Below are 21,366 nucleotides of genomic sequence, written 5' to 3'. Positions count from 1 at the left end.
GAGGCGAGAGGAAAAACGCGAGAAAAGGAATGGCAGGGGAGGAAGGACTCGAACCCTCGCATGCCGGAATCAAAATCCGGTGCCTTGACCAACTTGGCGACTCCCCTACACAACTCTGAGTCTCGCCGGGAAGTGTAGGACATACCCGGCAAAACAAAACCTATGACGCGAAAGCGAAGAGAGGATGAGAATCCAGACTTGCCGCTACCACGCTCTTCCAGCTTGCCGGCAGTTTGGCTTGCGCCATTTCTGCTTCGGCTCGGCTTTGGAACGCAGCAAACACGCTTGCTCCAGATCCGGTCATTCGCGCTGGTGCGAGGTTCGAGAACCATTCGAGCACCTTTGCAACTTCCGCGTACTTCCCAGTCACAACTGCCTGCATGTCGTTTCGACCGAAGCTGTCAGGCCAACTAGCGTCTGACGTTTGCTGCACTAGGAAGTCCGCTATTGTGACGACTTTCGTATCCCGCGTCAAGCTTTTTTCGGAGAAAATCGCCGCGGTGGGGACGTGAGCATCGGGCGTTACTACGAGGAAGAAACGTTTCGGCAGATCGACTGCCTGAAGCGCTTCGCCCACCCCTTCTGCGAATGCATTCTGTCCGAAGACAAAAAACGGCACGTCCGCGCCGAGTTGCAGGCCGAGATTCTGCAGAATCTCACGCGGAAGCGCAAGCCCCCAGAGACGATTCAACGCTAAAAGTGTGGTTGCCGCGTCGGAACTGCCTCCACCGAGGCCCGCGCCCATTGGCAGGCGCTTGTCGATTTCAATCTCGACGCCGAACTGCGTGCCCGTGTGCGCCTGAAGCAGGCGCGCGGCGCGCACGATGAGATCGCCAGCTTCGGGCACGCCCGGCACGTCGGTCTTGCGTGCGATGACGCCGTCGTCGCGACGCGTGAAGTGCAGCCGGTCGCCCCAGTCGAGAAGCTGGAAGACGGTCTGCAGCGCGTGATAGCCGTCCGGGCGGCGGCCCGTGATGTGCAGGAAAAGGTTCAGCTTCGCGGGCGCGAGACAGTCACGAAGCGATTCGGTCGATGAAGCCATACGTGATGCTTGAAAACGATGCGGCAGGGTTATTGATCGAGCACGAGCTTGATGTCGAGCGGCGGTTCGTTGCGCACGAGATTCACGCGCTTCACGCCCGCGGCGGGCGCATCGGCATAGGCGAGGTAATCGATCGTCCATCCGTCCTGCCTGATCTCCTTCGGACGGCCATTGGCCGCTTCGGGATCGAGCGTGGTCTGGGCGCGCGAAGTCGGCGCGGCGGACGGCTGCAGCCAGTAGCGCAAGCCTTCCACCGGCAGCGCGAAGCCGAGCGTGTTCTGCATGAGCTGCGAGACGTTGTCGGCGCTCACCGGTTGCCGGTTGGGCAATTCGAGCGTCGCGAGCGACGGCGACGACGTAACGATCGCCATCGTCTGGCCGAGCGGATTGCGCAGTTGCAGCGTGACGGTGTCGCCCGTTTCCTGCCAGTCGAAGTTGCCGTACGCGTTGCGCTGCACACCGTTCTGGTCGTTGTACTGCACGGCGAAGCGTCCGTGATACGCGCGGCTCGTCTGTGTCGCGAGCGAGGTGCTGGCGGCCGATGTCGTCGGCAGGCGCGGCTGCATCGCGCAACCGGACAAAATCAGCGCGGCGAGCGTAGTGAAACCGAGCGCGCCACGTCGGAGCGACGCGCCGTTGAAGAACTCGAATGCCATCAAAGGTCGTTTACCTGGAGTCGTTTTAGCGTTTTGACGAGCGTGTCGTTGTCCGGTTCGAGCTTTTGCGCCTGCCGCCAGGTGGCGCGCGCCAGATCCTGCTGCCCGGACTTCCACTGGACTTCGCCCAGATGCGCGCCGATCTCGGCATTCGGCTGAAGGTTATAAGCGTTCTTGAGAATCTTCTCCGCTTCGGCCGAATTGCCCTGACGGAAGCGCGCCCAGCCGAGGCTGTCCATGATGAACGCGTCGTTCGGCGCAAGCGACACGGCCTTTTCGATCAGCTTCACCGCTTCGTCGAGCCGCTGATTGCGATCGACGAGCGAATAGCCGAGCGCGTTGTACGCCTGCGGATTGTTCGGCTGCGTGCGCATCAGGGTGCGCAATTGCGCTTCCATGACGTCGTAATGGCCGTTCTTTTCCGCGGCCATCGCGTAGTCGTAGATGAGATCGGGATCGTCCGGGAACGCTGCCACGGCCTTGGCGAGATTCGCTTCGGCCTCCTTGTAGCGATGCGCCTCGAACAGAATCGCCGAATCCGTGCGCGCGAGCAGCGCGAGATCGCGCGGATCGGAGCTTTGCAGATTGCCGATGAGCGCGCGGGCGTCATCGACCTTGCCTTGCTTCGCGAGCAGTTGCGCGCGCGTGATCTGCGCGGGCAAATACTGCTGGCTCGTGCGCGGAATCTTGTCGAGCCACTGGCTCGCGGCGGCATCGTTCTTTTGTTCGAGCGCGAGTTGCGCCAGATAGATGTACGCCTGGCCAGGGTCCGCGCCGGGCGTGCTTTCCGCCGTCTTCGCGTAGAGATTCAGAAAGTCCTGCGCCTTGTCGAACTGCTTCTTCTGAATGTTGATGAGCGCGAGCGCCATCAACGGCGTCAGGTCTTTCGGATCGTTCTTGCGCATGATCTCGAACTGCTTCTGCGCATCGTCGAGCCTGTCGGCCGACAGATACAACTGCGCGAGCGCGAGCCGTGCGTCATGCGATTTCGGATTCTTGTCGAGATACTTCTCGAACGAAGCGATGCCTTCCTTGCGCTCGTCCGGGCCCATGCGCGCGAGCGTCAGCGCGGCGGGCAGATAATCCGGCTTGAGTTGCAACGCTTTTTCGAGCGAGGCCTTCGCGCCCGGCGGATCGTCGGCGATGAGCTGCTGACGCGCGAGCGCAAGCTGCGTCTCGGGACGGTCGAGATCGTTTCTCGTCAGATCTTTGAGCACGTTCAGCCCGCCGACGCGATTCGGTCCGCGCGCGAGCAGGCTCTGCAACGAGAGAATGGCTTCGCCGCGCTGCTCGGGCGCGACCTTCGCGAGTTCGCGTTCGAGCGTGGGCTTCGCATCTTCCGGCTTGCCGGCGACGATCAGAAGCGATGCGCTCAACTGCGCCGCGCGCTCCGAATGCGGAGCGAACTGCTGCCAGAGTTGCGCCGACGTGAGCGCATCGTTCGGGCTTTGCGCGGCGATCGCGATTTCGGTGGCGCGCTGCGCGAAACGCGGATCGTGCGTGTCGCGGGCGAGCGCGAGGTACGTCTGATAAGCGGGCGCGGGCTGGCCACGCTGCAACGCGACTTCCGCGGCCAGAACCTGAAACACGATCTGGCTGGACATCGAGACGTTCGGCAGGTCCTGCTTTTCCGCGCCGCTCACCGGCGCGGTCAGCAGATCGGCCGCGCTTTGCGCGTCGGACTGGTCATCGGCGCTCGGAACGGGTGTCGCGTTCGGCGACTGAGCGTGCGCGGGCGCAAACGCCAGCGCGGCCATCGCGAGCGCGACGGCGCCGGCGATGCGCGACATGGGCACGGCGAACGAATGCGTCAAGCCGGCCTGACGCTTCGCAAACAGCTTCATGACGAACGAGTTCATGGAAATCCAGACGATGTTTCGGTCGATTGTAACGCGGTGGCTAAAATACCGGCACACTCGCCCCAGCAAGACTCTCTCCAGAAAAATGCCCGAACTGCCGGAAGTCGAAGTCACCCGCCGGGGAATCGAACCCTACGTCGCCGGAAGGCGCGTCGAGCACGTCGATGTGCGCACGCCCGCGCTGCGCTGGCCCATCCCGAAGCATCTTCCGAAGACGCTCGGTCATCTCAAGATCGACAAGGTCGAGCGGCGCGGCAAGTATCTGCTGTTCGAAACCGTCGAAGGCTGGCTGATCGTGCATCTCGGCATGACGGGCACGCTGCGCGTGCTGCGGCACGTGCCGAAGCCGCCCGAGGCGGCGCGGCACGATCACGTCGATATCGTGTTCGACGATTTCATCCTGCGCTTTCGCGATCCGCGGCGCTTCGGCGCGATTCTCTGGCATCCGCGCGCGGACGGCGACGTGCTCGATCATCCGTTGCTCGCGACGCTGGGCGTCGAGCCGTTCTCGCCGGCGTTCTCCGGCGCGCTGCTGTTTCGCGAGACGCGCGGACGCAAGGTGTCGGTGAAGCAGGCGCTGCTCGCGGGCGGCATCGTCGTGGGCGTTGGCAATATCTATGCGTCGGAGAGCCTGTTTCGTGCGGGCATCCGGCCGACGACCGCCGCGGGCCGCATCTCGCTCGTGCGCTACGACCTGCTCGCGGACGCCGTGCGCGTGACGCTCGCCGCCGCCATCGAGAAGGGCGGCAGCACGTTGCGCGATTTCGTCGGCAGCAACGGCGAGTCGGGCTACTTCCAGCTCGACTATTTCGTCTATGATCGCGCGGGCCTGCCGTGTCATGTCTGCGGCACCGCCATCAAACAGATCGTTCAAGGGCAGCGCTCGACTTACTTTTGTCCGCGCTGCCAACGCTAATTTCCGATGCTCGCTCTCACCGATTTTTCTTCGCGTCTCATCGCGTGGCAACGCATTCACGGCCGTCACGACCTGCCGTGGCAGAACACGCGCGACGCATATCGCATCTGGCTTTCGGAGATCATGCTGCAGCAGACGCAGGTCTCGACCGTCATTCCGTACTACGCGCGTTTCCTCGAACGCTTTCCGACGGTGACGGCGCTCGCCGATGCGCCCATCGACGATGTCATGGCGCTCTGGGCCGGCCTCGGCTACTACTCGCGCGCGCGCAATCTGCATAGCTGCGCGAAGGTGGTCGCGCACGAGCACGGCGGCGCGTTTCCGCAAACCGTCGACGATCTCGCGATGCTGCCCGGCATCGGGCGTTCGACGGCGGCGGCCATCGCGTCGTTTGCTTTCGGCGCGCGCGCGACAATCCTCGATGGCAACGTCAAGCGCGTGCTCGCGCGCGTGTTCGGCGTCGAGGGCTTTCCGGGCGAGAAGAAGGTCGAAAACGCGATGTGGGCGCTCGCCGAATCGCTGCTGCCCGACGCCGCGCACGAGGACGACGTGACCGCGTACACGCAAGGACTGATGGACCTCGGCGCCACGCTCTGCGTGCGCGGCAAGCCGGATTGCGCGCGCTGCCCGTTCGCATCGGATTGCGTGGCGAAGATCGAAGGGCGTCAGCGCGAGTTGCCCGCCGCGCGCCCCAAAAAGGCCGTGCCGACACGCAAGACATGGATGCTCGTCCTGAAGGACGGCGATTCGATCCTGCTCCAGAAGCGTCCGGCTATCGGCATCTGGGGCGGGCTGTGGAGCCTGCCCGAGGCCACGGACGAAGCTGCGCTCGCCGAAGTCGCACTGAATCTCGGCGCCGATGCGCAGTTGGAGCGGCTTGCGCCGCTGTCGCATGCGTTCACGCACTTCAAGCTGGATATCGAGCCGCGGCTGGGCGTTGCGCGCCATGCGCCGCGCGAGCTGGCGAGCACCGAAACGGTCTGGGCGCCGCTCGCGAAAATCGATGCCTACGGCGTGCCGGCTCCGGTGCGCAAACTGATCGACGCGCTCTCGGGCTCGCTTATTTAAAGCTAAAGCAACTGGTGGTGCTGCATATAGTGATGCACCACGTCGATACGCGCGCCGGCGTCCATTAACTCCATGAGTTTCTGGCGGGCGCGCATGGGAATCGGCAGAATTTCGGCGAGGCGATTCGACACCCACGTCGGGTCGTCATAGAGAAACGGTTCGACGAAAGGCAGGTTCTGCGGCTCGCGTTCCTTGATCGTGTCGATGATCCGCTCCAGCACTTCTGCGCACGCGCCGAACTTGGCGAGCGTCTCGGCGCCTTGCAGCGGCTGATCCTCGCCGAGCAATTCCGCCGTGCCGACGAGCAGATTGCTCGGCTCCACGCGATGATCCGTCAGCCTGAAGCGTGCCGTTCCGCGCGCCTGCACGAGCAGCAGACCGAAGGTATCGACATCGCATTCCGAGATCTCGGCAAGACAGCCGATGTTCTCCGGCACGGACGGATCGCCCGGCGACGCGACCTCGTGCCCGCTCTTCAGCAGGCACACACCGAACGGCGTCTGTTCGCGCAGGCACTCGCGCGCCATGTCCAGATAGCGCGCCTCGAAGATCTTGAGCGGCAGCAGGCCGCCCGGAAACAGCACGGTGTGAAGCGGAAACAGCGGCAAGTCGGACAAAACCGGATTTGCGGACATCGCGCCCCTCCAGAATGGACCGCCGGCGCGGCGATCGGGTTCGCGCGTGAACCGCGCCGTCATCCAGCGGGGATGGGCGCGTCACGATGCCGCACGATCACATTGGCCGTCTCGCAAAAGCGCGCGGCGAGCGCCTCTGCGATGAACACCGAGCGATGCTGGCCGCCCGTGCAGCCGATCGCGACGGTGAGATAGCTGCGATTGTCGTCGCGAAAACGCGGCAGCCATTTGCCGACGAACGCGCCGATGTCGTCGATCATCTCGCCGACCAGCGGCTGCGCGTTGAGAAAGTCGATGACCGGCCGGTCGAGACCCGTGAACGGGCGCAACTCGCGATCGTAATACGGGTTGGGAAGCGTGCGCACGTCGAACACGAGATCGGCGTCGAGCGGCACGCCACGCTTGAAGCCGAACGATTCGAACATCAGCGTGAGGTCGGCGGCGTCGGTCTCGACGAAGCGCTTGACCCACGCGCGCAGCACGTTCGCGCGCAGATTGCTCGTGTCGATCTGATGGCCGAACTCGGCGAGCCCCGCGACCAGTTCGCGCTCGCGTTCGATGGCTTCCGCGAGCGAGTTCAGCACGCCGACGTCGGCTTCGTGCTTCGGCGGTCCAGAGAGCGGATGACGCCGGCGCGTTTCCGAGAAGCGCTGAATCAGGGACTGCGTGCTCGCGTTGAGGAACAGCACGCGCAGATCGTAATCGTGCGAGAGCGTGTTGATGATGGCGGGCACTTCGTCGAGCAGAAGGCTCGAGCGCGCGTCGATCGCAACGGCGAGCCGCGTCTGGCCTTCCTTCGCGAGATAGGCGGCCAGCTCGGGCAGAAAACGCGGCGGCAGATTATCGACGCAGTAATAGCCGCCGTCTTCCAGGGCGTTCAGCGCTACGGACTTGCCGGAACCGGAGATGCCGGTGATCAGAATGATACGCATGGGTCTTCGGAGTTCGCTTTCCCTTAGCTTAGCACCTGCGCCCGATTCGTTTCGGCACGCGCAACGTCTTGCCGCGCGCGCTCAGATCAGCTTGCCGGGAAACTGGCTGTCGGGGTCCTGCATCGCAAGGCGTTGACGATCCATGAAGTCGCGCAAGGTATCGATCCCGCGCAGTTGCAGAATCGTGTTGCGCACGGCGGCTTCGACCAGCACGGCCAGGTTGCGGCCCGCGGCCACTTGAATCGTCACTTTGCTGATCGGCAGGCCGAGCACGTCGACGGTCTGGCTTTCAAGCGGCAGGCGCTGGAATTCGCCGTCCGGCCGCCGCACGAGCTGCACGATCAGCTTGAGCTTCATTTTCCGGCGCACGGCCGTTTCACCGAAGATCGTCTTGATGTCGAGCAGCCCGAGGCCGCGCACTTCGAGCAGGTTTTGCAGGAGAGGCGGGCAGCGGCCTTCCACGAAGTCAGGACCGAGGCGCACGAAATCCACGGCGTCATCGGCGACGAGACCGTGACCGCGGCTGATGAGTTCCAGCCCGAGCTCGCTCTTGCCGAGGCCCGAGTCGCCGGTGAGCAGCACGCCCATGCCGAGAATGTCGATGAACACGCCGTGCAGCGTCGCGCGCGGCGCGAGTATGCGCGACATGTACGCGCGCAGGCTGTCGATGACGGCGGCGGCGGACATGCGCGTCGTGAACAGCGGCGTGGACGAGCGCGTGCAGCGCAGGACGAGTTCCGGCGGCGCGCCGACTTCGCCCGCGACCACCAGAAACGGCGGTTCGAGCGCGATCAACTCGGCCATGTGGCGCGAGCGGTCTTCATCCGATTGACGCTGGTAGTAGTTGATCTCGGCGTCGCCGAGCACCTGGATACGGTTCGGGTGGATCAGGTTCAGGTGGCCGACGAGGTCGGCGCTCGATGTCGCGTTCGCGACTGTCTCACTCGAAAAACCACGCTCCCAACCCTCGTGCCCGGTGAGCCAGCTGAGCTTCAGGGCGGCGGCGTTGTCGTCGAAAATGCTTTGGGCGTTGATGCTGGACGTATCCATGAGGCCGGAACTCCGTTGGAAGCCGGGAGCAGCCTTCGCGTGCGGACGAAGCGGGTTGCTTCACTCTTTCGCATGGCGCTGCGTTTGACCGATTGTGCCCCAGAAGCCTTACGTAAGCGAGGCGCGCCGGGCGCGAAAGCCGCACGGGCGCGCCTCGGGCGCGATTCGCTATGTCTGGGCGGCTATCACGGTTGCCATTGCGTGAGCACTTGATAAAGCGCATCACGATCTTCTTCCTTGTGCAGACGCTCGCGCGCTTCGCCGTCGGAAAGCAGCTGCGCGATCTCCGAGAGAATTTCCAGATGCTGTTGCGTCGCCTGTTCGGGCACGAGCAGGAAGATCAGCAGGGAGACCGGCTGGCCGTCGGGCGATTCGAACGCGACGGGTTCGGCGAGGCGCACGAAGGCGGCGAGCGGTTGCTTGAGCCCCTTGATGCGGCCGTGCGGAATGGCGACGCCCTCGCCGAGGCCGGTCGAGCCGAGGCGTTCACGAGCGAAGAGATTGTCGGTGACGATGCTGCGGGCGATGCCGTTCTGGTTCTCGAAAATCAGGCCCGCTTGCTCGAATACGCGTTTCTTGCTTGTAACGGACAGTCCGAGAACCACGTTCTCGATGGGAAGAAATTTGGCTAAACGATTCATGTTGGCAGGCTGATGCGTGGCCTGATAGCTCCTCATCGTGGCCGCTGTCTGAAAGCGCTCACGGCGATGGTGAAACGAAAAGTGCGCTGGCGGCGTTTTTCCTGCAGCGTGCGTTCGTAACCGAAATTAACCGGACCATTATAGAACAGCGCACCGTTCGATGGTGCGCCGCGCCATTGCCGCGTCGTCGATCCAATGTGCAGGACAAAGCCCTGAAAATCAATGGCTTGTGCCTCGCTACGGCGAAAATCCAACAAAAAAGCCGCCAGTCGGGGCGGCTTCGGTTCCGTGCATGCTTTCGTCGACCGTTTTAGGATAGTCGAGGACTTCCTCGAATCATGCCCGCCGTCCCGTAGCGGCGGGTCTCGCTGTCATCCGTCGGCGAGCGCCAGCATGCGAGCAGCGCGTTCAGGGCGACGGCGCTTCCAGTTCCTGCGGCTCGCCACGGTACTTCACGGATTCGTGAGCGTGGCCCTGAATCTTGTCCTTGTGCTTGATGACTTGCCGGTCCAGCTTGTCGACCATCAGGTCGATCGCCGCGTACATATCAGCGTCACAACTCTCGATGAAAATGTCCTTGCCCTTCAGGTGCAGGTTGATTTCCGCCTTCTGCCTCTTTTCCTTTTCCCTATGATTGTCGACCGAGAGGACAACGTTGCCGTCGATAACTTGATCGAAATGACGGAGCACCCTGTCCAGCTTCGTGATCACGTACTCGCGCAACGCAGGCGTCAATTCGAGATGGTGTCCACTGATCTTCAGATTCATAGTTGCTCTCCAAGCTGATGGCCGTTAGATCACGTCGGCTCGTCCGATACCGGTCGGCTGTGCTTCCCGTCTGCGCGTCAACCTGACGCGGCTGAAAAACGGGATGCAGCGGCCGGCACGTCCGCGCTTTCGCAATGCGGCCGGTAAACGCCCACCGCAACACGCGATGGACTACAGAGACGGGTCATAGAGACTTGCGCAGATTCACTGCGGGGATCCTGAGGGCTTCGCGATACTTGGCGACGGTGCGCCGCGCGACCACGAATCCTTGCTCCGCCAGCAGTTCGGCGATGCGGCTGTCTGAAAGAGGAGTTTTGGTGTCTTCCGCTCCTATCAGTTGCTTGATGAGTGCGCGGATCGCCGTTGACGATGCCGCGCCTCCTGTGTCGGTCGAAACGTGTGATCCAAAGAAGTACTTAAATTCAAGCGTCCCGAATGGGGTGAGCATGTACTTGCCTGTGGTCACACGAGAAACCGTCGACTCGTGTAATCCCAGCGTATCAGCAATCTCCCGCAAAACCAAGGGCCGCATGGCGATTTCGCCATGTGCAAAAAAGTTCTTCTGACGCTCCACGATCGCCTGCGCGACGCGCAGGATCGTTTCAAACCTCTGCTGAATATTCTTGATCAGCCAGCGCGCTTCCTGGAGCTGCTGACGCAGCGAGCCACTGCCGGGATCGCCCCGATTGTTGCGCAGAATGTTTGCGTACAAATGATTGATGCGCAGCTTCGGCACGATTTCCGGATTGAGTTCGGCCGTCCATCCGCTCGCGGTCTTTCGCACGAGAATGTCCGGCACCACGTAGTCCGCTTCGCTCTTGCCATACGCCGCGCCCGGAAACGGCTCCAGCGATTTGATCAGCAAATGCGCGTCCCGAAGGGCGTCGTCGCTCGCCTTCAGTTGTTTGCGCAGACGCGTGAAGTCGCGCGCCGCGAGCAATTCCAGATGATTTATGACGATCTCGAGCGCGAGCGTGCGCGTGGGCGAGCCGTCGAGCCGCAGCAATTGCAGCTTCAGGCACTCCGACGCCGATCGCCCGCCGACGCCGGGCGGATCGAAACTTTGCAGCAATGCGAGTGCCGCGCTCAGTTCTTCGATCTCGACTTCGAGTTCTTCCGGCAGATCGGTTTGCACCTCGTCGAGCGACGATGTCAGATACCCGTCCTCGTCCAGCGACTCGATCAGGAACGTGACGAGCGCGCGATCGCGCTGATTCGCCGCAGTCATGCGCAACTGCGCGGTCAGATGGTCGCGCAGCGTCGTGGTCGATTCGTGGATTTGCAGCGGCGGGAGATCGTCGTCGTCGGACGCGTTGTTCGCGCGGCCGTAGTCTTCGAGATTCCACGAACTGGAATCCGGTCCGCTATCCGAACCCAGCCCGTTGTATTCGTCGACACCCTGCGGCTCGCTGCTTTCCGAACGTTCGGAACTCGACGTGGACGATGTCGAGCCGTTGCTCATCATCGGCTCGGAAGGCGTGCTGGGCGCACCTTGCTGCGCGATCAGCGAGCCGTCGGCGGCCACGCGCAGCGGGCTCGCGATCCAGTCGTCGTCGTTCTCGAGCAGCGGGTTCTGGGCGACGGCCATCGCGACTTCCTGCTGCAACTCGAGCGTAGACAACTGCAGCAGCCGGATCGACTGTTGCAGTTGCGGGGTCAGCGCAAGATGCTGCGAGAGGCGGAGTTGGAGGCTGGCTTTCATGGCAAAGTTTTAATCATTGTAGAGAGTTTGCCACGCGCGCGAAACCTCGCGGGGATTCCAAAAAAGCCGTGCCGCCCGGAAGAGGCGGCACGGCTTTTTTGCGTTTCGGCGTGGTGCGGCGCACGATGCGCGCCGCGACGTTGCACTGCGCGCGATTACATGCGGAAATGTTCGCCGAGATAGACGCGCCGCACGTTTTCGTTCTCGATGATTTCGCCGGGCGCGCCCGCCGCAAGCACGGAGCCATCGCTGATGATGTACGCATGATCGCAGATGCCAAGCGTCTCGCGCACGTTGTGGTCGGTGATCAAGACGCCGATGTTGCGCTGCTTCAGAAACTTCACGATCTTCTGAATTTCCAGCACGGCGATCGGATCGACGCCCGCGAACGGTTCGTCGAGCAGAATGAAGCTCGGATTGGTCGCGAGCGCGCGCGCGATCTCGACGCGCCGGCGCTCGCCGCCCGAGAGCGACAGCGCCGGGTTGTCGCGCAGATGGGCGATCTGCAATTCGTCGAGCAAGGCTTCCGCGCGCTGGGTTATGGCGTCTTTGGACAGGCGTTTGCCCGCTTCGTCCGTTTGCAGTTCCAGCACCGCGCGGATGTTTTGTTCGACCGTGAGCTTGCGGAACACCGACGCTTCCTGCGGCAGATACGACAGGCCGAGGTGCGCGCGCTCGTGGATCGGCAGAAGGCTGATCGAATTGCCGTCCAGATCGATTTCGCCGGCATCGAGCGGCACGAGGCCGACGATCATATAGAACGACGTGGTCTTGCCCGCGCCGTTGGGCCCGAGCAGTCCGACCACTTCGCCGCTCTTCACGTCGAGCGACACGTCCTTCACCACGGTGCGCGACCCGTAACGCTTCTTCAGATTGCGGACGACGAGCGAACTGGACTCGCCTTCCGGCTTGCGGTGGGGCATGGCGGGCGAATTCACTGCTGCGGCTGTCCTTGAATGGTGTTCGACGGAGTGAGCGTGGCGGGCGCGCCGTTCAGCGGCGCGGCGCCGCCGGAACGCGGCGCGAGCATTGCGCGCACGCGCCCGCTCGGATTGCCGGGTCCGGCCTGGTCCTTGCCCGCGCTTGCCGTGTAGAAATCTTTCTGACCGTCGTAGGTGATCACGCTGCCGTGCACTTCGTCCTGCACTTTCGTCAGGCCTTGCAGACGGCGCACGACGGCGCGCGTCGTGAGCTTGGTGAAGTCGTTCTTGCCGTCGTAGTCGATGCGCACGGCGTTGCCGTCGATATATTCGTCCACGCCGTCGCGCTTCTGGCGGAAGTACGAGAGGGTGTTGCCGCTCGACGTGCCTGTCGCGTATTGATAGCCCTGCGGGTCTTGCGTGACCTCGACGCGATCGGCCTTGATCATGATCGTGCCCTTGGTCGCGACGACGTGACCGGTGAAGATGTTCTTCTGGTTGAGGTCGTCGTAGGACATGTTGTCCGCTTCGATGTTGAGCGGCTTGTCGCGGTCCGCCTTTTCGGCGTGCGCCGGCAGCGCGACGAGCGCCACGGCGATGGAGAGCGCGGCCGCGAGTCCGGTCCGCACGGGCGTTGCGCGCGCAGGACCGCCATCGGGACGAGGGAACCTTTCGTTCATGCAGTCACAATTGGATGGGAGTGCCGGGGTTATTTGGACGATCCGCCGTTGATATCCGTGGCGGCGATTGCGCCGCGCACGTTACCGAACAGCTTCATTACCCGGGTCACGTTGTTGTAGTTCATGCCGTCGGCCGTCATCACGGACGGGCCGCGCTGAAGTCTAACCGGTTTTTCCGTTTCGATGACATCGTCGTTCACCAGCACGCGAAAATGCTGCGAATCCGCCTGCATCTGCGGATCTCCGTAACCGGCGGCGCGCAGGATGCGGGCGTCGTCGTAGAGATCGACGATCGAGACGTCGCCGTTGACCGTGCCGCGCAGCGCCGTGGCCGTGACGGTCGGCTTCTGCGGCTGGAACATGCGGATCGCGGGCAGCGTCAGATCGCTGATTTCGTCGTCTTCGTAATGCACCATCGATTTCGCGGTCAGACGATATTGCGTCGAACCGGTGGCGTCCAGCTCGGACACGGAAAAGTTGTTCGCGAAGTAATCGGGCGTGTGGCGCTTCTCCGGCGTCGGCGCCTGCTGGGCCGGGGGCAGGGTGGCCTGCAAGAGCCAGTACGTGATGCCCGCGAGCGCGGCCATTGCGAGGAGCGGCAAAAGCGAGGCGAGGCGGCCGGGACGGTGCATGCCTTCAGCCTCCGAGCGCCGCGGCGAGCAGCGCATCGTAACGGTGCTGCGCGCGCAGGATCGCGTCGCAGACTTCGCGCACCGCGCCGTGGCCGCCGCGCGCTTCCGCGACCCAGTGCACGCGCTGGATCACTTCCGGATGCGCGTTCGCGGGCGCGGCCGCGAAGCCGCAGCGGCGCATTACCGCGAGGTCGGGCCAGTCGTCGCCCATGTAGCCGCATTCGTCGGCGGCGATGCCGGTGGTTTTCAGCAGTTCGGCGAGCGCGACGGTTTTGTCCGCGACGCCCTGAAAGAGATGCGTGATGCCCAGCTCGCGCGAGCGCGCCGCGACGATGCCCGATTGCCGTCCCGTGATGATCGCCGTCTGCACGCCGACGGACTGCAGCATCTTCACGCCGTGGCCGTCGAGCGAATTGAACGATTTCATCGTGTCGCCGTCGGCGGAGAAATAGAGGCTGCCGTCGGTGAACACGCCGTCGACGTCGAACACCATCAGCTTCAGCCGGCTCGCGCGCTCGGCGGCGGTGGGAGGCGTGTGCGCCATCAGATTACCTTCTTGGAGAAGAGGTCGTGCATGTTCAGTGCGCCGATCAACGTGGCGTCGGCGTCCACGACCAGCATCTGATTGATGCGATAGCGCTCCATCAGTTCCACGGCCTCGACCGCCAGATGGTCCGGCGCGATCGTGCGCGGATTACGGGTCATGACATCGGCGAGCTTCAGCGCGCGAAAATCGCCGTCGCGCTGGAGGATGCGGCGCAGGTCGCCATCGGTGAAAATGCCGTGTACATGACGATTTTCGTCGATGACGGCCGTCATGCCCATGCGTTTGTCGGTGATCTGGAAGAGCGCGTCGGAAACGGTGGCGTCGAGCGGCACGACCGGCACTTCGTCGCCCACGCGCATCACGTCGCGCACGTAGGTGAGCAGACGCCGGCCGAGCGCGCCGCCCGGATGCGAGCGCGCGAAGTCGTCGGGGCCGAAGCCGCGCGCGTCGAGCACGGCGACGGCGAGCGCGTCGCCGAGCGCCAACGCGGCGGTCGTGCTGGCCGTGGGCGCGAGATTCATCGGGCAGGCTTCTTTTTCGACGCGCGCGTTCAGGTGCATGTCGGCCAGTTGCGCGAGGCTCGATTCGGGACGGCCGGTGATTGCGATGAGCTTTGCCCCGAGTCGCTTGATGAGCGGCAAAATGGCAACGAGCTCTTCCGTTTCGCCCGAGTTGGACAGCGCGATGAAAATGTCGTCGGCCGTGACCATGCCGAGGTCGCCGTGGCTCGCTTCCGCCGGATGCACGAAAAACGCCGGCGTGCCCGTGCTGGCGAGCGTCGCGGCGAATTTGCGCGCGACATGGCCCGACTTGCCGATGCCCGACACGACCACGCGGCCGCGGCAGCCGAGCAGCGTTTCGACCGCGTTCGTGAAGTTTTCGTCGAGGAGTTCGGAGAGCCCGCGAACGGCGTCGGCTTCGATCTGAATTACGTTGCGAGCCAGCGCCAGTGCCCGGTCGCCATTGATTTTCGCTATCATTCGCGGAGTATAGCAAAGGCGATTCCGAGCCGCCCCCGCGGGGACCCGGTGCGCCGCCGCCTATCCGCCCCCGCAAGCCCTGTCGTCAGGGGCCATTTTCAAGATGCCGGAGCGCGCGAGCAGCGCCTCGGAAACTGACGAACGAGGACGCTAGACGGATGACTTCTCCGCTCGAACTGACGCTCTTGCTGCTGCTCTGCTCCGTGGCAGGCGTCGTCGTATTCCGCTATTTCAATCTGCCGCCGATGCTCGGCTATCTGGCGGTCGGCATCATCGTGGGCCCGCATGCGGCGGGCATCGCGCCGGACGCGGATCAGGCGCAGCACCTCGCCGAATTCGGCGTCGTCTTCCTGATGTTCTCCATCGGGCTCGAATTCTCGCTGTCGAAACTGCGCTCGATGCGGCGCATCGTGTTCGGCCTCGGCGCGAGCCAGGTCGCGGCGACCATCGCGCTCTCGATGCTGTTCGGCTGGATCGCGAATCTCTGGACCGAGATGTCCTGGCAGGCGAGCTTCGCGCTCGGCGGCGCCATGTCGATGTCGTCCACGGCCATCGTCAGCAAGCTGCTCGCGGAGCGGCTCGAACTCGAATCGGAGCACGGGCGCAACATCTTCGGCGTGCTGCTGTTCCAGGATCTCGCCGTGGTGCCGCTGCTCATCATCATCGCGGCGTTCGGCAACGGCCAGTCGTCGCAGCTCGCGATGTGGCTCGGCATCGCCGCCGTGAAGATCGTCGTCGCGCTGACGGTGCTGCTGTTCATCGGCCAGAAATTCATGACGCGCTGGTTCGATCTGGTCGCGCGCCGCCGCTCGCAAGAGCTCTTCATGCTGAACCTGCTGCTGGTGACGCTGGGCGCGGCGTTCATCACCGACAAATTCGGCCTGTCGCTCGCGCTCGGCGCGTTCATCGCGGGCATGCTGATTGCCGAAACGCCTTACCGGCATCAGGTCGAAGAGGACATCAAGCCGTTTCGCGACGTGCTGCTCGGCCTCTTCTTCGTGACGACCGGCATGCTGCTGAACCCGCGCGTGATCTGGGAGCATCCGTTTCTCGTGCTCGGCTTTTTCGTCGTGCCGATCCTGCTCAAGGCGGTGATGATCACCGGTCTTGCGCGGCTCTTCGGCGCGTCGCCGGGCGTCGCGATGCGCACCGGGCTCGGGCTCGCGCAGGCCGGCGAATTCGGTTTCGTGCTGCTGAACCTGATCCTCGATTCGCATCTGGTGAATCCGACGGTCCTTCAGGCGATGCTTTCCGCGATGCTGCTGTCCATGCTCGCCGCGCCGTTCATCATCCAGAATGCGGACCGGATCGTGCTGCGGCTTTCCTCGACGGAATGGATGCTGCAATCGCTGCAAATGACGAAGATTGCAACGCAAAGCCTCAAGCAGAGCGGCCACGTCATTATTTGCGGCTACGGCCGCGCCGGGCAGAACCTTGCGCGCATGCTGGAGCAGGAAGGCATTTCCTATGTCGCGCTCGATCTCGACCCGGACCGTGTGGCGGCGGCCGCGGCGGCGGGCGAATCGGTCGTGTTCGGCGATGCCGGGCGGCGCGAGTCGCTGCTCGCGGCGGGTCTGCATCGCGCGGCGACGGTCGCGATCACCTACGCGAACACGCCTTCCGCGATGCGCGTGCTGCACAACATCCACGAGCTCGCGCCGACGCTGCCCGTAATCGTGCGCACGGTGGACGACGCCGATCTCGAAAAACTCACCGCGGCCGGCGCGACCGAAGTCATTCCGGAAATCGTCGAGGGCAGCCTGATGCTCGCGTCGCACACGCTCGTGCTGATGGGCGTGCCGATGCGCCGCGTCGTGCGGCGCGTCGAGGAAATGCGCGACGCGCGCTACAGCCTCCTGCGCGGGTATTTCCGCGGCGCCGACGACCTCGACGACGACGATGGCCACGAGCAGGTCCGGCTACAATCCGTACCGATCGACGCGAATTCCGAAGCCGTCGGGCATTCGCTCGACGATCTCGGGCTCGTCGGCAATGGTGTCGAAGTGACCGCGATCCGGCGCCACGGCATCCGGGGTGTCGCACCGGACCCCGACACCAAGCTGCGCGCGAATGACATCGTCGTGCTGCGCGGCCTGCCCGAAGTGTTGGCGCTTGCCGAGGAACGGCTCTCGCGCAACCGCCGGGCGGCGTAGTTTCCTCTTTTTGTCACCAAGGCGAACGCGCGGCCTCACGGCGCGGACTCCGGAGAAGTCATGTCCATTACCCCATCGAACGCTCAGCTCGACGCCGCGCGTTTCATCAAGGAGCGCGTGCGCACCGTCGAAAACTGGCCGCAGCCCGGCGTGCAGTTCCGCGACATCACGACGATCCTGCAAGACCGAAAGGCGCTGCGCCTCCTGATCGACCTGTTCGTGCAGCGTTATATCGATGAAAACGTCAACGTGATCGCGGGCATGGATGCGCGCGGTTTCATCATCGGGCCGATCCTCGCGTATGAACTGAGCCTCGGGTTCGTGCCGATCCGCAAGAAGGGAAAGCTGCCGTACAAGACGATCTCGCAGTCGTACGACCTGGAATACGGCAGCGCGACCGTCGAGATTCACGAGGACGCCTGCAAGCCGGGCGATCGCGTGGTGATCGTCGACGATCTCGTCGCCACCGGCGGCACGATGATGGCCGGCAAGATCCTGCTCGAGCGTCTCGGCGCGGAAGTGGTCGAGGCGGCGGCGATCATCGATCTGCCGGATCTCGGCGGCTCGAAGCTGCTGCGCGACAACGGCGTGCCGCTCTATACCGTGTGCGAATTTGGTGGACATTGAGATGCCGAACTTCCTGCTCTTTCTCGCCGCATCCGTCGCGATCACGGTCGCGCCCGGCCCCGACAACCTGCAAGTGCTCGCGCGCGGCATCTCGCAAGGGCGGCTCGCGGGCGTGGTCGCGGCGCTCGGCTTTGCGTTCGGCGTGATCTTTCACACGACGCTTGCCGCGTTCGGCATCGCGGCGCTGCTGAAGTCGTCGCCCGTCGCGTTTCAGGCGGTGAAGCTCGCGGGCGCGGCGTATCTCGTGTGGATCGGCATCAAGGCGCTGCGCAGCCACGGGCTCGCGACCGCGCACGCGCGCCCGAGCCAGCCGCTTTCGACCGTGTTCCGGCAGAGCGTGATCGGCAACATGCTGAATCCGAAGGTCACGCTGTTCTTCATCGTGTTCCTGCCGCAGTTCGTCGATCCGCACGGCGCGCAAAGCGTCATGTTGCAGATGTTCGAACTCGGCGGCCTCTTCATGCTGCAGACGGTCGTCGTGTTTTCGGCGTTCGGCATCGGCGCGGGCATAATCGGCGTGTGGCTGAAGCGCCGTCCGCGCGTCGGCGTGTGGCTCGACCGGCTCGCGGGCGTGACGTTCATCGCGCTCGGCATTCGCGTCGCGCTGCGCGACTGAGGTTTCGCCGATGACATTGCCCGCCATCGTCGCCGCGCGCCGTTTCGACGCGGCCGCCCACGCGCCGTTTTTCATCGACGACGAGCGCGTCGGCTGGATTCGCCATTCCGATCTCGAGACGCTGCGCCGCTGGCCTTTTTTTGCGATCGACGATGCCGTGCGATTGCACATGGAAAGCGTTGACGCACGCACCGAAGCGCTCCGCGAAGTCGTCGCCGCGCTGCACGCCGAAGGCAAGATTCCCGGCTGGCGCGACGAGATCTACGCGATCCGTAATTGCTTCGACGCGCCGCCGCTCGCGTTCATCGAGCGCGCGGCGTCGCGCTTTTTCGGCACGATGACCTACGCGGTGCATCTGAACGGCATCGTAAAATATCGAGACAAGGCGCAGCAGTTGTGGATCGCGCGCCGTAGCGACACGAAGGCGACCGATCCCGGCATGCTCGACAACGTCGTGGCGGGCGGTATCGGCTGGGGGCTGGACCTCATGCCGACGCTCGTGAAGGAGTGTTGGGAAGAGGCCGGCATGAGCGCCGAACTCGCTTCCACGGCGACGCCCGGCGGCACGTTCCACGTCCTGCAGACGCTGCTCGAAGGCACCCAGGCCGAGCAGATTTTCGTTTTCGACGTCGCGCTGCCGCCCGATTTCACCCCGCGCAATCAGGATGGCGAAGTCGGCGAGCACCGCCTCGCGCGCATCGAGGACGTCGCGCGCTGGATCGAGGAGGGCGCGCTCACCGTCGACGCGAGTCTCGCCACGCTCGATTGCATGCTGCGCCATCGGTGGCTCGACGAGGACGCGTGCGAAGGCATCGCCGCGCTGTACGAGCCGCCGCACATCTAAAAGAACCGAACGAGGACAGGGTCATGTCGACCGAACATAGTTTTTACCTGAAATTGTCGTGCCCGGACCGCCCGGGAATCGTGCATGCCGTGTCGGGCTTTCTGTTCAACCTGGGCGCGAATATCCTCGACTCCGCGCAGTTCGGCGACAGCCGCACCGGCGAATTTTTCATGCGCGTGCACTTTCAGGAAGTCGGCGGCGATCCCGGCATCGATGCGCTGCGCAAGGCCTTCGCCGATCTCGCCGACGAATTCGGCATGCGCTGGGAGTTGCACGACGCATCGGTGAAGCCGCGCGTTGTCATCATGGTGTCGAAGATCGGGCACTGCCTGAACGATTTGCTGTTTCGCTATCGCACGGGCCAGTTGCAGATCGAGATTCCCGCGATCATCTCGAATCACAAGGATTTCTATCAGCTCGCCGCGAGCTACGACATTCCGTTTCACCATCTGCCGCTGTTGAAGGCCACGCCGGAAGCCAAGGACGCGCAGGAAGCGCGCGTGCTGGAAATCGTCGATCAGCACGACACCGATCTCGTCGTGCTCGCGCGCTACATGCAGATTCTGTCGGCGAACATGTGCGAGAAGCTCGCGGGCCGCGCGATCAACATCCATCACTCGTTCCTGCCGAGCTTCAAGGGCGCGAAGCCGTACTATCAGGCGTTCGACCGCGGCGTGAAGCTGATCGGCGCGACTGCGCATTACGTGACCTCGGATCTGGACGAAGGTCCGATCATCGAGCAGGAAGTGGAGCGCGTCGATCACAACATGACGCCGGATCAGCTCACCGCGATCGGCCGCGACGTCGAGTGCGTGACGCTCGCGCGCGCGGTGAAATGGCACGCGGAGCATCGCATCTTGCTGAACGGGCACAAGACCGTCGTGTTCCGTTGAGCCTTTTCGTTTTCTGACGCCGCAAAAGCAGAACGCCCGCGCAAGCGGGCGTTCTGCTTTCCGGCCAACGCTCAAACGAGCCGCAGATAAATCAGCTCACGCTTGATATACGCGTAGAAAATCGGCGCGGCGATCACGCCTGGAATGCCGAACGCGGCTTCCATGGCGAGCATCGCGAGGAGCAGTTCCCACGCGCGCGCCTCGATCTGTCCGCCGATGATGCGCGCGTTCAGGAAATACTCCAGCTTGTGAATGAGGATCAGAAACGCGAGCGACGCGACCGCCGTGCCGAACGACACTGACAGCGAAATGCCGACGATGATCGTGTTGGAGATCAGATTCCCGATCACCGGCATAAGTCCGACGATGAACGTGATGAGCACGAGCGTCTTGGAGAGCGGCAGCTTCTCGTGAAAGAGCGGCAGCGCGACGAGCAGATACAGCGCGGTGAAAACGGCGTTGATCGCGGAAATCTTGATCTGCGCGAACACGATGCGGCGAAACGCGTCCGAGAAGCGCGACACGCGGGCGACGAGCGCGGTGGAAAGCGGCAGACGGTGATTCGACTGCTTCGGCGCACTCACCGCGATGATCGCACCGATGATCATGCCGATCAGGATATGGCCGAAGCCGCGCGCCATTTCCTTGCCGCCTTGCTGGAGCATCTCGGCGTGCCTGTGCATCAGGTCGGTGGCCTTTTCCTTCATCTGGATGGAATCGACGGGCAGGTAGTTCGCGATCCAGTCCGGCACGGAAAGACGCGCGCTCGACGTGATGCTCATGAGTTGATCGAGCAGTTTTTGCATGCTCGGGAAATCGTGCTCGAAATGCTCGATCGTCGCGACGGTCGCGCCCGTGAGCCCGCCGACGATGATCGCGGAGATCAGCCCGACCGAAATGAGCCGCGCGCCCTTGCTGACGACGTGGCGCTCGATGACCGGCGCGATCATGTGGGTGAGTTGATACACCAGCATGCCGGCCAGCATTCCGCCGAGCAGTTGCAGCCTGAGCGTGAGATACAGCGCCAGCAGCGCGAGCAGATAGCTGCCTATTTCCACCGCCGACAGTTTGGGCGAACTCATGTCGCTCGTCAGCCTGACATGGCGAGTAGGCAAGTCTCGTACTCGCCCTTCCTCATTGGCCGCTTCGTTGCGCTTCGCCATGACTGCGTTCCTTTCCCTGCTGCATACGACAGTTATTCGTGC

23 protein-coding genes and 1 tRNA gene are annotated in these 21,366 nt (G+C 63.6%); 7 read left to right on the top strand and 17 right to left on the bottom strand.

What is annotated here, in order from left to right; genetic code table 11:
• Nucleotides 1-30 precede the first annotated feature (30 nt).
• The 4 genes from LY284_RS11270 to LY284_RS11255 all read right to left on the bottom strand — a co-directional run bounded on the left by LY284_RS11270 (nt 31) and on the right by LY284_RS11255 (nt 3,557).
• Nucleotides 31-107 (bottom strand) — tRNA-Gln (locus tag LY284_RS11270).
• A 53-nt stretch (nt 108-160) separates the two neighbouring features.
• A complete protein-coding gene (gene ispE, locus LY284_RS11265; protein ID WP_014190327.1) occupies nt 161-1,042 on the bottom strand; it encodes a 4-(cytidine 5'-diphospho)-2-C-methyl-D-erythritol kinase in 882 nt (293 codons plus the stop codon).
• A gap of 29 nt (nt 1,043-1,071) precedes the next feature.
• Nucleotides 1,072-1,698, bottom strand: a complete 627-nt coding sequence (gene lolB, locus LY284_RS11260; protein ID WP_041730104.1) for a lipoprotein insertase outer membrane protein LolB — start codon at nt 1,696-1,698, stop codon at nt 1,072-1,074.
• The gene (locus LY284_RS11255) at nt 1,698-3,557 is read right to left on the bottom strand and encodes a tetratricopeptide repeat protein (protein WP_041730106.1); all 1,860 of its coding nucleotides are present in this window, start codon (nt 3,555-3,557) and stop codon (nt 1,698-1,700) included. The genes lolB and LY284_RS11255 overlap by 1 nt, the downstream gene beginning before the upstream one ends.
• A gap of 85 nt (nt 3,558-3,642) precedes the next feature.
• On the opposite strand from LY284_RS11255, the gene mutM reads away from it, so the two are divergent.
• Both mutM and mutY read left to right on the top strand, forming a co-directional pair.
• Entirely contained in the window at nt 3,643-4,473 is an 831-nt protein-coding gene (gene mutM / locus LY284_RS11250) for a bifunctional DNA-formamidopyrimidine glycosylase/DNA-(apurinic or apyrimidinic site) lyase (protein WP_014190330.1), read from the top strand.
• Between the two features lie 6 nt (nt 4,474-4,479).
• Entirely contained in the window at nt 4,480-5,541 is a 1,062-nt protein-coding gene (gene mutY / locus LY284_RS11245; RefSeq protein WP_014190331.1) for an A/G-specific adenine glycosylase, read from the top strand.
• 2 nt (nt 5,542-5,543) lie between these two features.
• Here mutY and LY284_RS11240 read toward each other — a convergent pair whose 3' ends face one another.
• From LY284_RS11240 to kdsD, 12 genes are all read right to left on the bottom strand, one after another.
• Entirely contained in the window at nt 5,544-6,176 is a 633-nt protein-coding gene (locus LY284_RS11240) for an LON peptidase substrate-binding domain-containing protein (protein WP_014190332.1), read from the bottom strand.
• 59 nt (nt 6,177-6,235) lie between these two features.
• Nucleotides 6,236-7,108 carry an RNase adapter RapZ gene (rapZ, locus tag LY284_RS11235; RefSeq protein ID WP_014190333.1) on the bottom strand — a complete coding sequence of 291 codons (873 nt, stop codon included), beginning with the start codon at nt 7,106-7,108 and terminating at the stop codon, nt 6,236-6,238.
• Between the two features lie 81 nt (nt 7,109-7,189).
• Entirely contained in the window at nt 7,190-8,158 is a 969-nt protein-coding gene (hprK, locus tag LY284_RS11230; protein WP_008351692.1) for an HPr(Ser) kinase/phosphatase, read from the bottom strand.
• A gap of 185 nt (nt 8,159-8,343) precedes the next feature.
• Nucleotides 8,344-8,799: a PTS IIA-like nitrogen regulatory protein PtsN gene (ptsN, locus tag LY284_RS11225; RefSeq protein WP_041730905.1), complete on the bottom strand. Its 456-nt coding sequence runs from the start codon at nt 8,797-8,799 to the stop codon at nt 8,344-8,346.
• 32 nt (nt 8,800-8,831) lie between these two features.
• Nucleotides 8,832-9,056 carry a hypothetical protein gene (locus LY284_RS11220; protein ID WP_143281592.1) on the bottom strand — a complete coding sequence of 75 codons (225 nt, stop codon included), beginning with the start codon at nt 9,054-9,056 and terminating at the stop codon, nt 8,832-8,834.
• Nucleotides 9,057-9,207: 151 nt separating this feature from the next.
• Nucleotides 9,208-9,567, bottom strand: a complete 360-nt coding sequence (gene hpf / locus LY284_RS11215) for a ribosome hibernation-promoting factor, HPF/YfiA family (RefSeq protein ID WP_014190335.1) — start codon at nt 9,565-9,567, stop codon at nt 9,208-9,210.
• 184 nt (nt 9,568-9,751) lie between these two features.
• On the bottom strand, nt 9,752-11,269 hold the full coding sequence (locus tag LY284_RS11210; protein ID WP_014190336.1) for an RNA polymerase factor sigma-54: 1,518 nt from the start codon (nt 11,267-11,269) through the stop codon (nt 9,752-9,754).
• Nucleotides 11,270-11,424: 155 nt separating this feature from the next.
• Nucleotides 11,425-12,192 (bottom strand): LPS export ABC transporter ATP-binding protein, encoded by a 768-nt coding sequence (lptB, locus tag LY284_RS11205; RefSeq protein WP_085952622.1) that lies wholly within the window; start codon nt 12,190-12,192, stop codon nt 11,425-11,427.
• 11 nt (nt 12,193-12,203) lie between these two features.
• A complete protein-coding gene (gene lptA / locus LY284_RS11200) occupies nt 12,204-12,869 on the bottom strand; it encodes a lipopolysaccharide transport periplasmic protein LptA (RefSeq protein ID WP_014190338.1) in 666 nt (221 codons plus the stop codon).
• Nucleotides 12,870-12,898: 29 nt separating this feature from the next.
• On the bottom strand, nt 12,899-13,501 hold the full coding sequence (lptC, locus tag LY284_RS11195; RefSeq protein ID WP_014190339.1) for an LPS export ABC transporter periplasmic protein LptC: 603 nt from the start codon (nt 13,499-13,501) through the stop codon (nt 12,899-12,901).
• A 4-nt stretch (nt 13,502-13,505) separates the two neighbouring features.
• The gene (locus LY284_RS11190; RefSeq protein ID WP_014190340.1) at nt 13,506-14,045 is read right to left on the bottom strand and encodes an HAD family hydrolase; all 540 of its coding nucleotides are present in this window, start codon (nt 14,043-14,045) and stop codon (nt 13,506-13,508) included.
• Nucleotides 14,045-15,028, bottom strand: a complete 984-nt coding sequence (gene kdsD, locus LY284_RS11185) for an arabinose 5-phosphate isomerase KdsD (protein WP_014190341.1) — start codon at nt 15,026-15,028, stop codon at nt 14,045-14,047. The genes LY284_RS11190 and kdsD overlap by 1 nt, the downstream gene beginning before the upstream one ends.
• A 158-nt stretch (nt 15,029-15,186) precedes the next feature.
• Between kdsD and LY284_RS11180 the strand changes: the two genes are divergently transcribed.
• Genes LY284_RS11180 through purU form a run of 5 tightly spaced genes read left to right on the top strand, consistent with a single transcriptional unit; the run spans nt 15,187 to nt 20,161 of the window.
• Nucleotides 15,187-17,181 carry a monovalent cation:proton antiporter family protein gene (locus tag LY284_RS11180; RefSeq protein ID WP_014190342.1) on the top strand — a complete coding sequence of 665 codons (1,995 nt, stop codon included), beginning with the start codon at nt 15,187-15,189 and terminating at the stop codon, nt 17,179-17,181.
• A gap of 60 nt (nt 17,182-17,241) precedes the next feature.
• On the top strand, nt 17,242-17,808 hold the full coding sequence (locus LY284_RS11175) for an adenine phosphoribosyltransferase (protein ID WP_014190343.1): 567 nt from the start codon (nt 17,242-17,244) through the stop codon (nt 17,806-17,808).
• 1 nt (nt 17,809) lies between these two features.
• A complete protein-coding gene (locus LY284_RS11170) occupies nt 17,810-18,424 on the top strand; it encodes a LysE family translocator (protein WP_014190344.1) in 615 nt (204 codons plus the stop codon).
• Between the two features lie 10 nt (nt 18,425-18,434).
• Entirely contained in the window at nt 18,435-19,268 is an 834-nt protein-coding gene (locus tag LY284_RS11165; RefSeq protein ID WP_014190345.1) for an NUDIX hydrolase family protein, read from the top strand.
• Between the two features lie 23 nt (nt 19,269-19,291).
• Complete coding sequence (gene purU, locus LY284_RS11160; protein ID WP_014190346.1) at nt 19,292-20,161, top strand: formyltetrahydrofolate deformylase; 870 nt, start codon at nt 19,292-19,294, stop codon at nt 20,159-20,161.
• Nucleotides 20,162-20,232: 71 nt separating this feature from the next.
• On the opposite strand, the gene LY284_RS11155 is transcribed toward purU, so the two are convergent.
• Nucleotides 20,233-21,324 (bottom strand): AI-2E family transporter, encoded by a 1,092-nt coding sequence (locus LY284_RS11155; RefSeq protein ID WP_014190347.1) that lies wholly within the window; start codon nt 21,322-21,324, stop codon nt 20,233-20,235.
• Nucleotides 21,325-21,366 lie beyond the last annotated feature (42 nt).

The organism is Caballeronia sp. PC1 (assembly GCF_021353155.1).
In the GTDB taxonomy this organism is placed as follows: Bacteria; Pseudomonadota; Gammaproteobacteria; order Burkholderiales; family Burkholderiaceae; genus Caballeronia; species Caballeronia cordobensis.
This window is presented reverse-complemented; position numbering and strand designations above follow the sequence as displayed.

Excerpts from the sequence above, each read along its gene's own strand:
- LY284_RS11210 (WP_014190336.1), bottom strand. The coding sequence starts at position 11,269 with ATGAAAGCCAGCCTCCAACTCCGCCTCTCGCAGCATCTTGCGCTGACC.
- hprK (WP_008351692.1), bottom strand. The coding sequence starts at position 8,158 with ATGGATACGTCCAGCATCAACGCCCAAAGCATTTTCGACGACAACGCC.
- LY284_RS11240 (WP_014190332.1), bottom strand. The coding sequence starts at position 6,176 with ATGTCCGCAAATCCGGTTTTGTCCGACTTGCCGCTGTTTCCGCTTCAC.
- hpf (WP_014190335.1), bottom strand. The coding sequence starts at position 9,567 with ATGAATCTGAAGATCAGTGGACACCATCTCGAATTGACGCCTGCGTTG.
- LY284_RS11170 (WP_014190344.1), top strand. The coding sequence starts at position 17,810 with ATGCCGAACTTCCTGCTCTTTCTCGCCGCATCCGTCGCGATCACGGTC.
- lptC (WP_014190339.1), bottom strand. The coding sequence starts at position 13,501 with ATGCACCGTCCCGGCCGCCTCGCCTCGCTTTTGCCGCTCCTCGCAATG.
- mutM (WP_014190330.1), top strand. The coding sequence starts at position 3,643 with ATGCCCGAACTGCCGGAAGTCGAAGTCACCCGCCGGGGAATCGAACCC.
- kdsD (WP_014190341.1), bottom strand. The coding sequence starts at position 15,028 with ATGATAGCGAAAATCAATGGCGACCGGGCACTGGCGCTGGCTCGCAAC.
- lptA (WP_014190338.1), bottom strand. The coding sequence starts at position 12,869 with ATGAACGAAAGGTTCCCTCGTCCCGATGGCGGTCCTGCGCGCGCAACG.
- ispE (WP_014190327.1), bottom strand. The coding sequence starts at position 1,042 with ATGGCTTCATCGACCGAATCGCTTCGTGACTGTCTCGCGCCCGCGAAG.
- lptB (WP_085952622.1), bottom strand. The coding sequence starts at position 12,192 with ATGCCCCACCGCAAGCCGGAAGGCGAGTCCAGTTCGCTCGTCGTCCGC.
- LY284_RS11165 (WP_014190345.1), top strand. The coding sequence starts at position 18,435 with ATGACATTGCCCGCCATCGTCGCCGCGCGCCGTTTCGACGCGGCCGCC.
- ptsN (WP_041730905.1), bottom strand. The coding sequence starts at position 8,799 with ATGAATCGTTTAGCCAAATTTCTTCCCATCGAGAACGTGGTTCTCGGA.
- LY284_RS11175 (WP_014190343.1), top strand. The coding sequence starts at position 17,242 with ATGTCCATTACCCCATCGAACGCTCAGCTCGACGCCGCGCGTTTCATC.
- purU (WP_014190346.1), top strand. The coding sequence starts at position 19,292 with ATGTCGACCGAACATAGTTTTTACCTGAAATTGTCGTGCCCGGACCGC.
- rapZ (WP_014190333.1), bottom strand. The coding sequence starts at position 7,108 with ATGCGTATCATTCTGATCACCGGCATCTCCGGTTCCGGCAAGTCCGTA.
- mutY (WP_014190331.1), top strand. The coding sequence starts at position 4,480 with ATGCTCGCTCTCACCGATTTTTCTTCGCGTCTCATCGCGTGGCAACGC.
- lolB (WP_041730104.1), bottom strand. The coding sequence starts at position 1,698 with ATGGCATTCGAGTTCTTCAACGGCGCGTCGCTCCGACGTGGCGCGCTC.
- LY284_RS11155 (WP_014190347.1), bottom strand. The coding sequence starts at position 21,324 with ATGGCGAAGCGCAACGAAGCGGCCAATGAGGAAGGGCGAGTACGAGAC.
- LY284_RS11180 (WP_014190342.1), top strand. The coding sequence starts at position 15,187 with ATGACTTCTCCGCTCGAACTGACGCTCTTGCTGCTGCTCTGCTCCGTG.
- LY284_RS11255 (WP_041730106.1), bottom strand. The coding sequence starts at position 3,557 with ATGAACTCGTTCGTCATGAAGCTGTTTGCGAAGCGTCAGGCCGGCTTG.
- LY284_RS11190 (WP_014190340.1), bottom strand. The coding sequence starts at position 14,045 with ATGGCGCACACGCCTCCCACCGCCGCCGAGCGCGCGAGCCGGCTGAAG.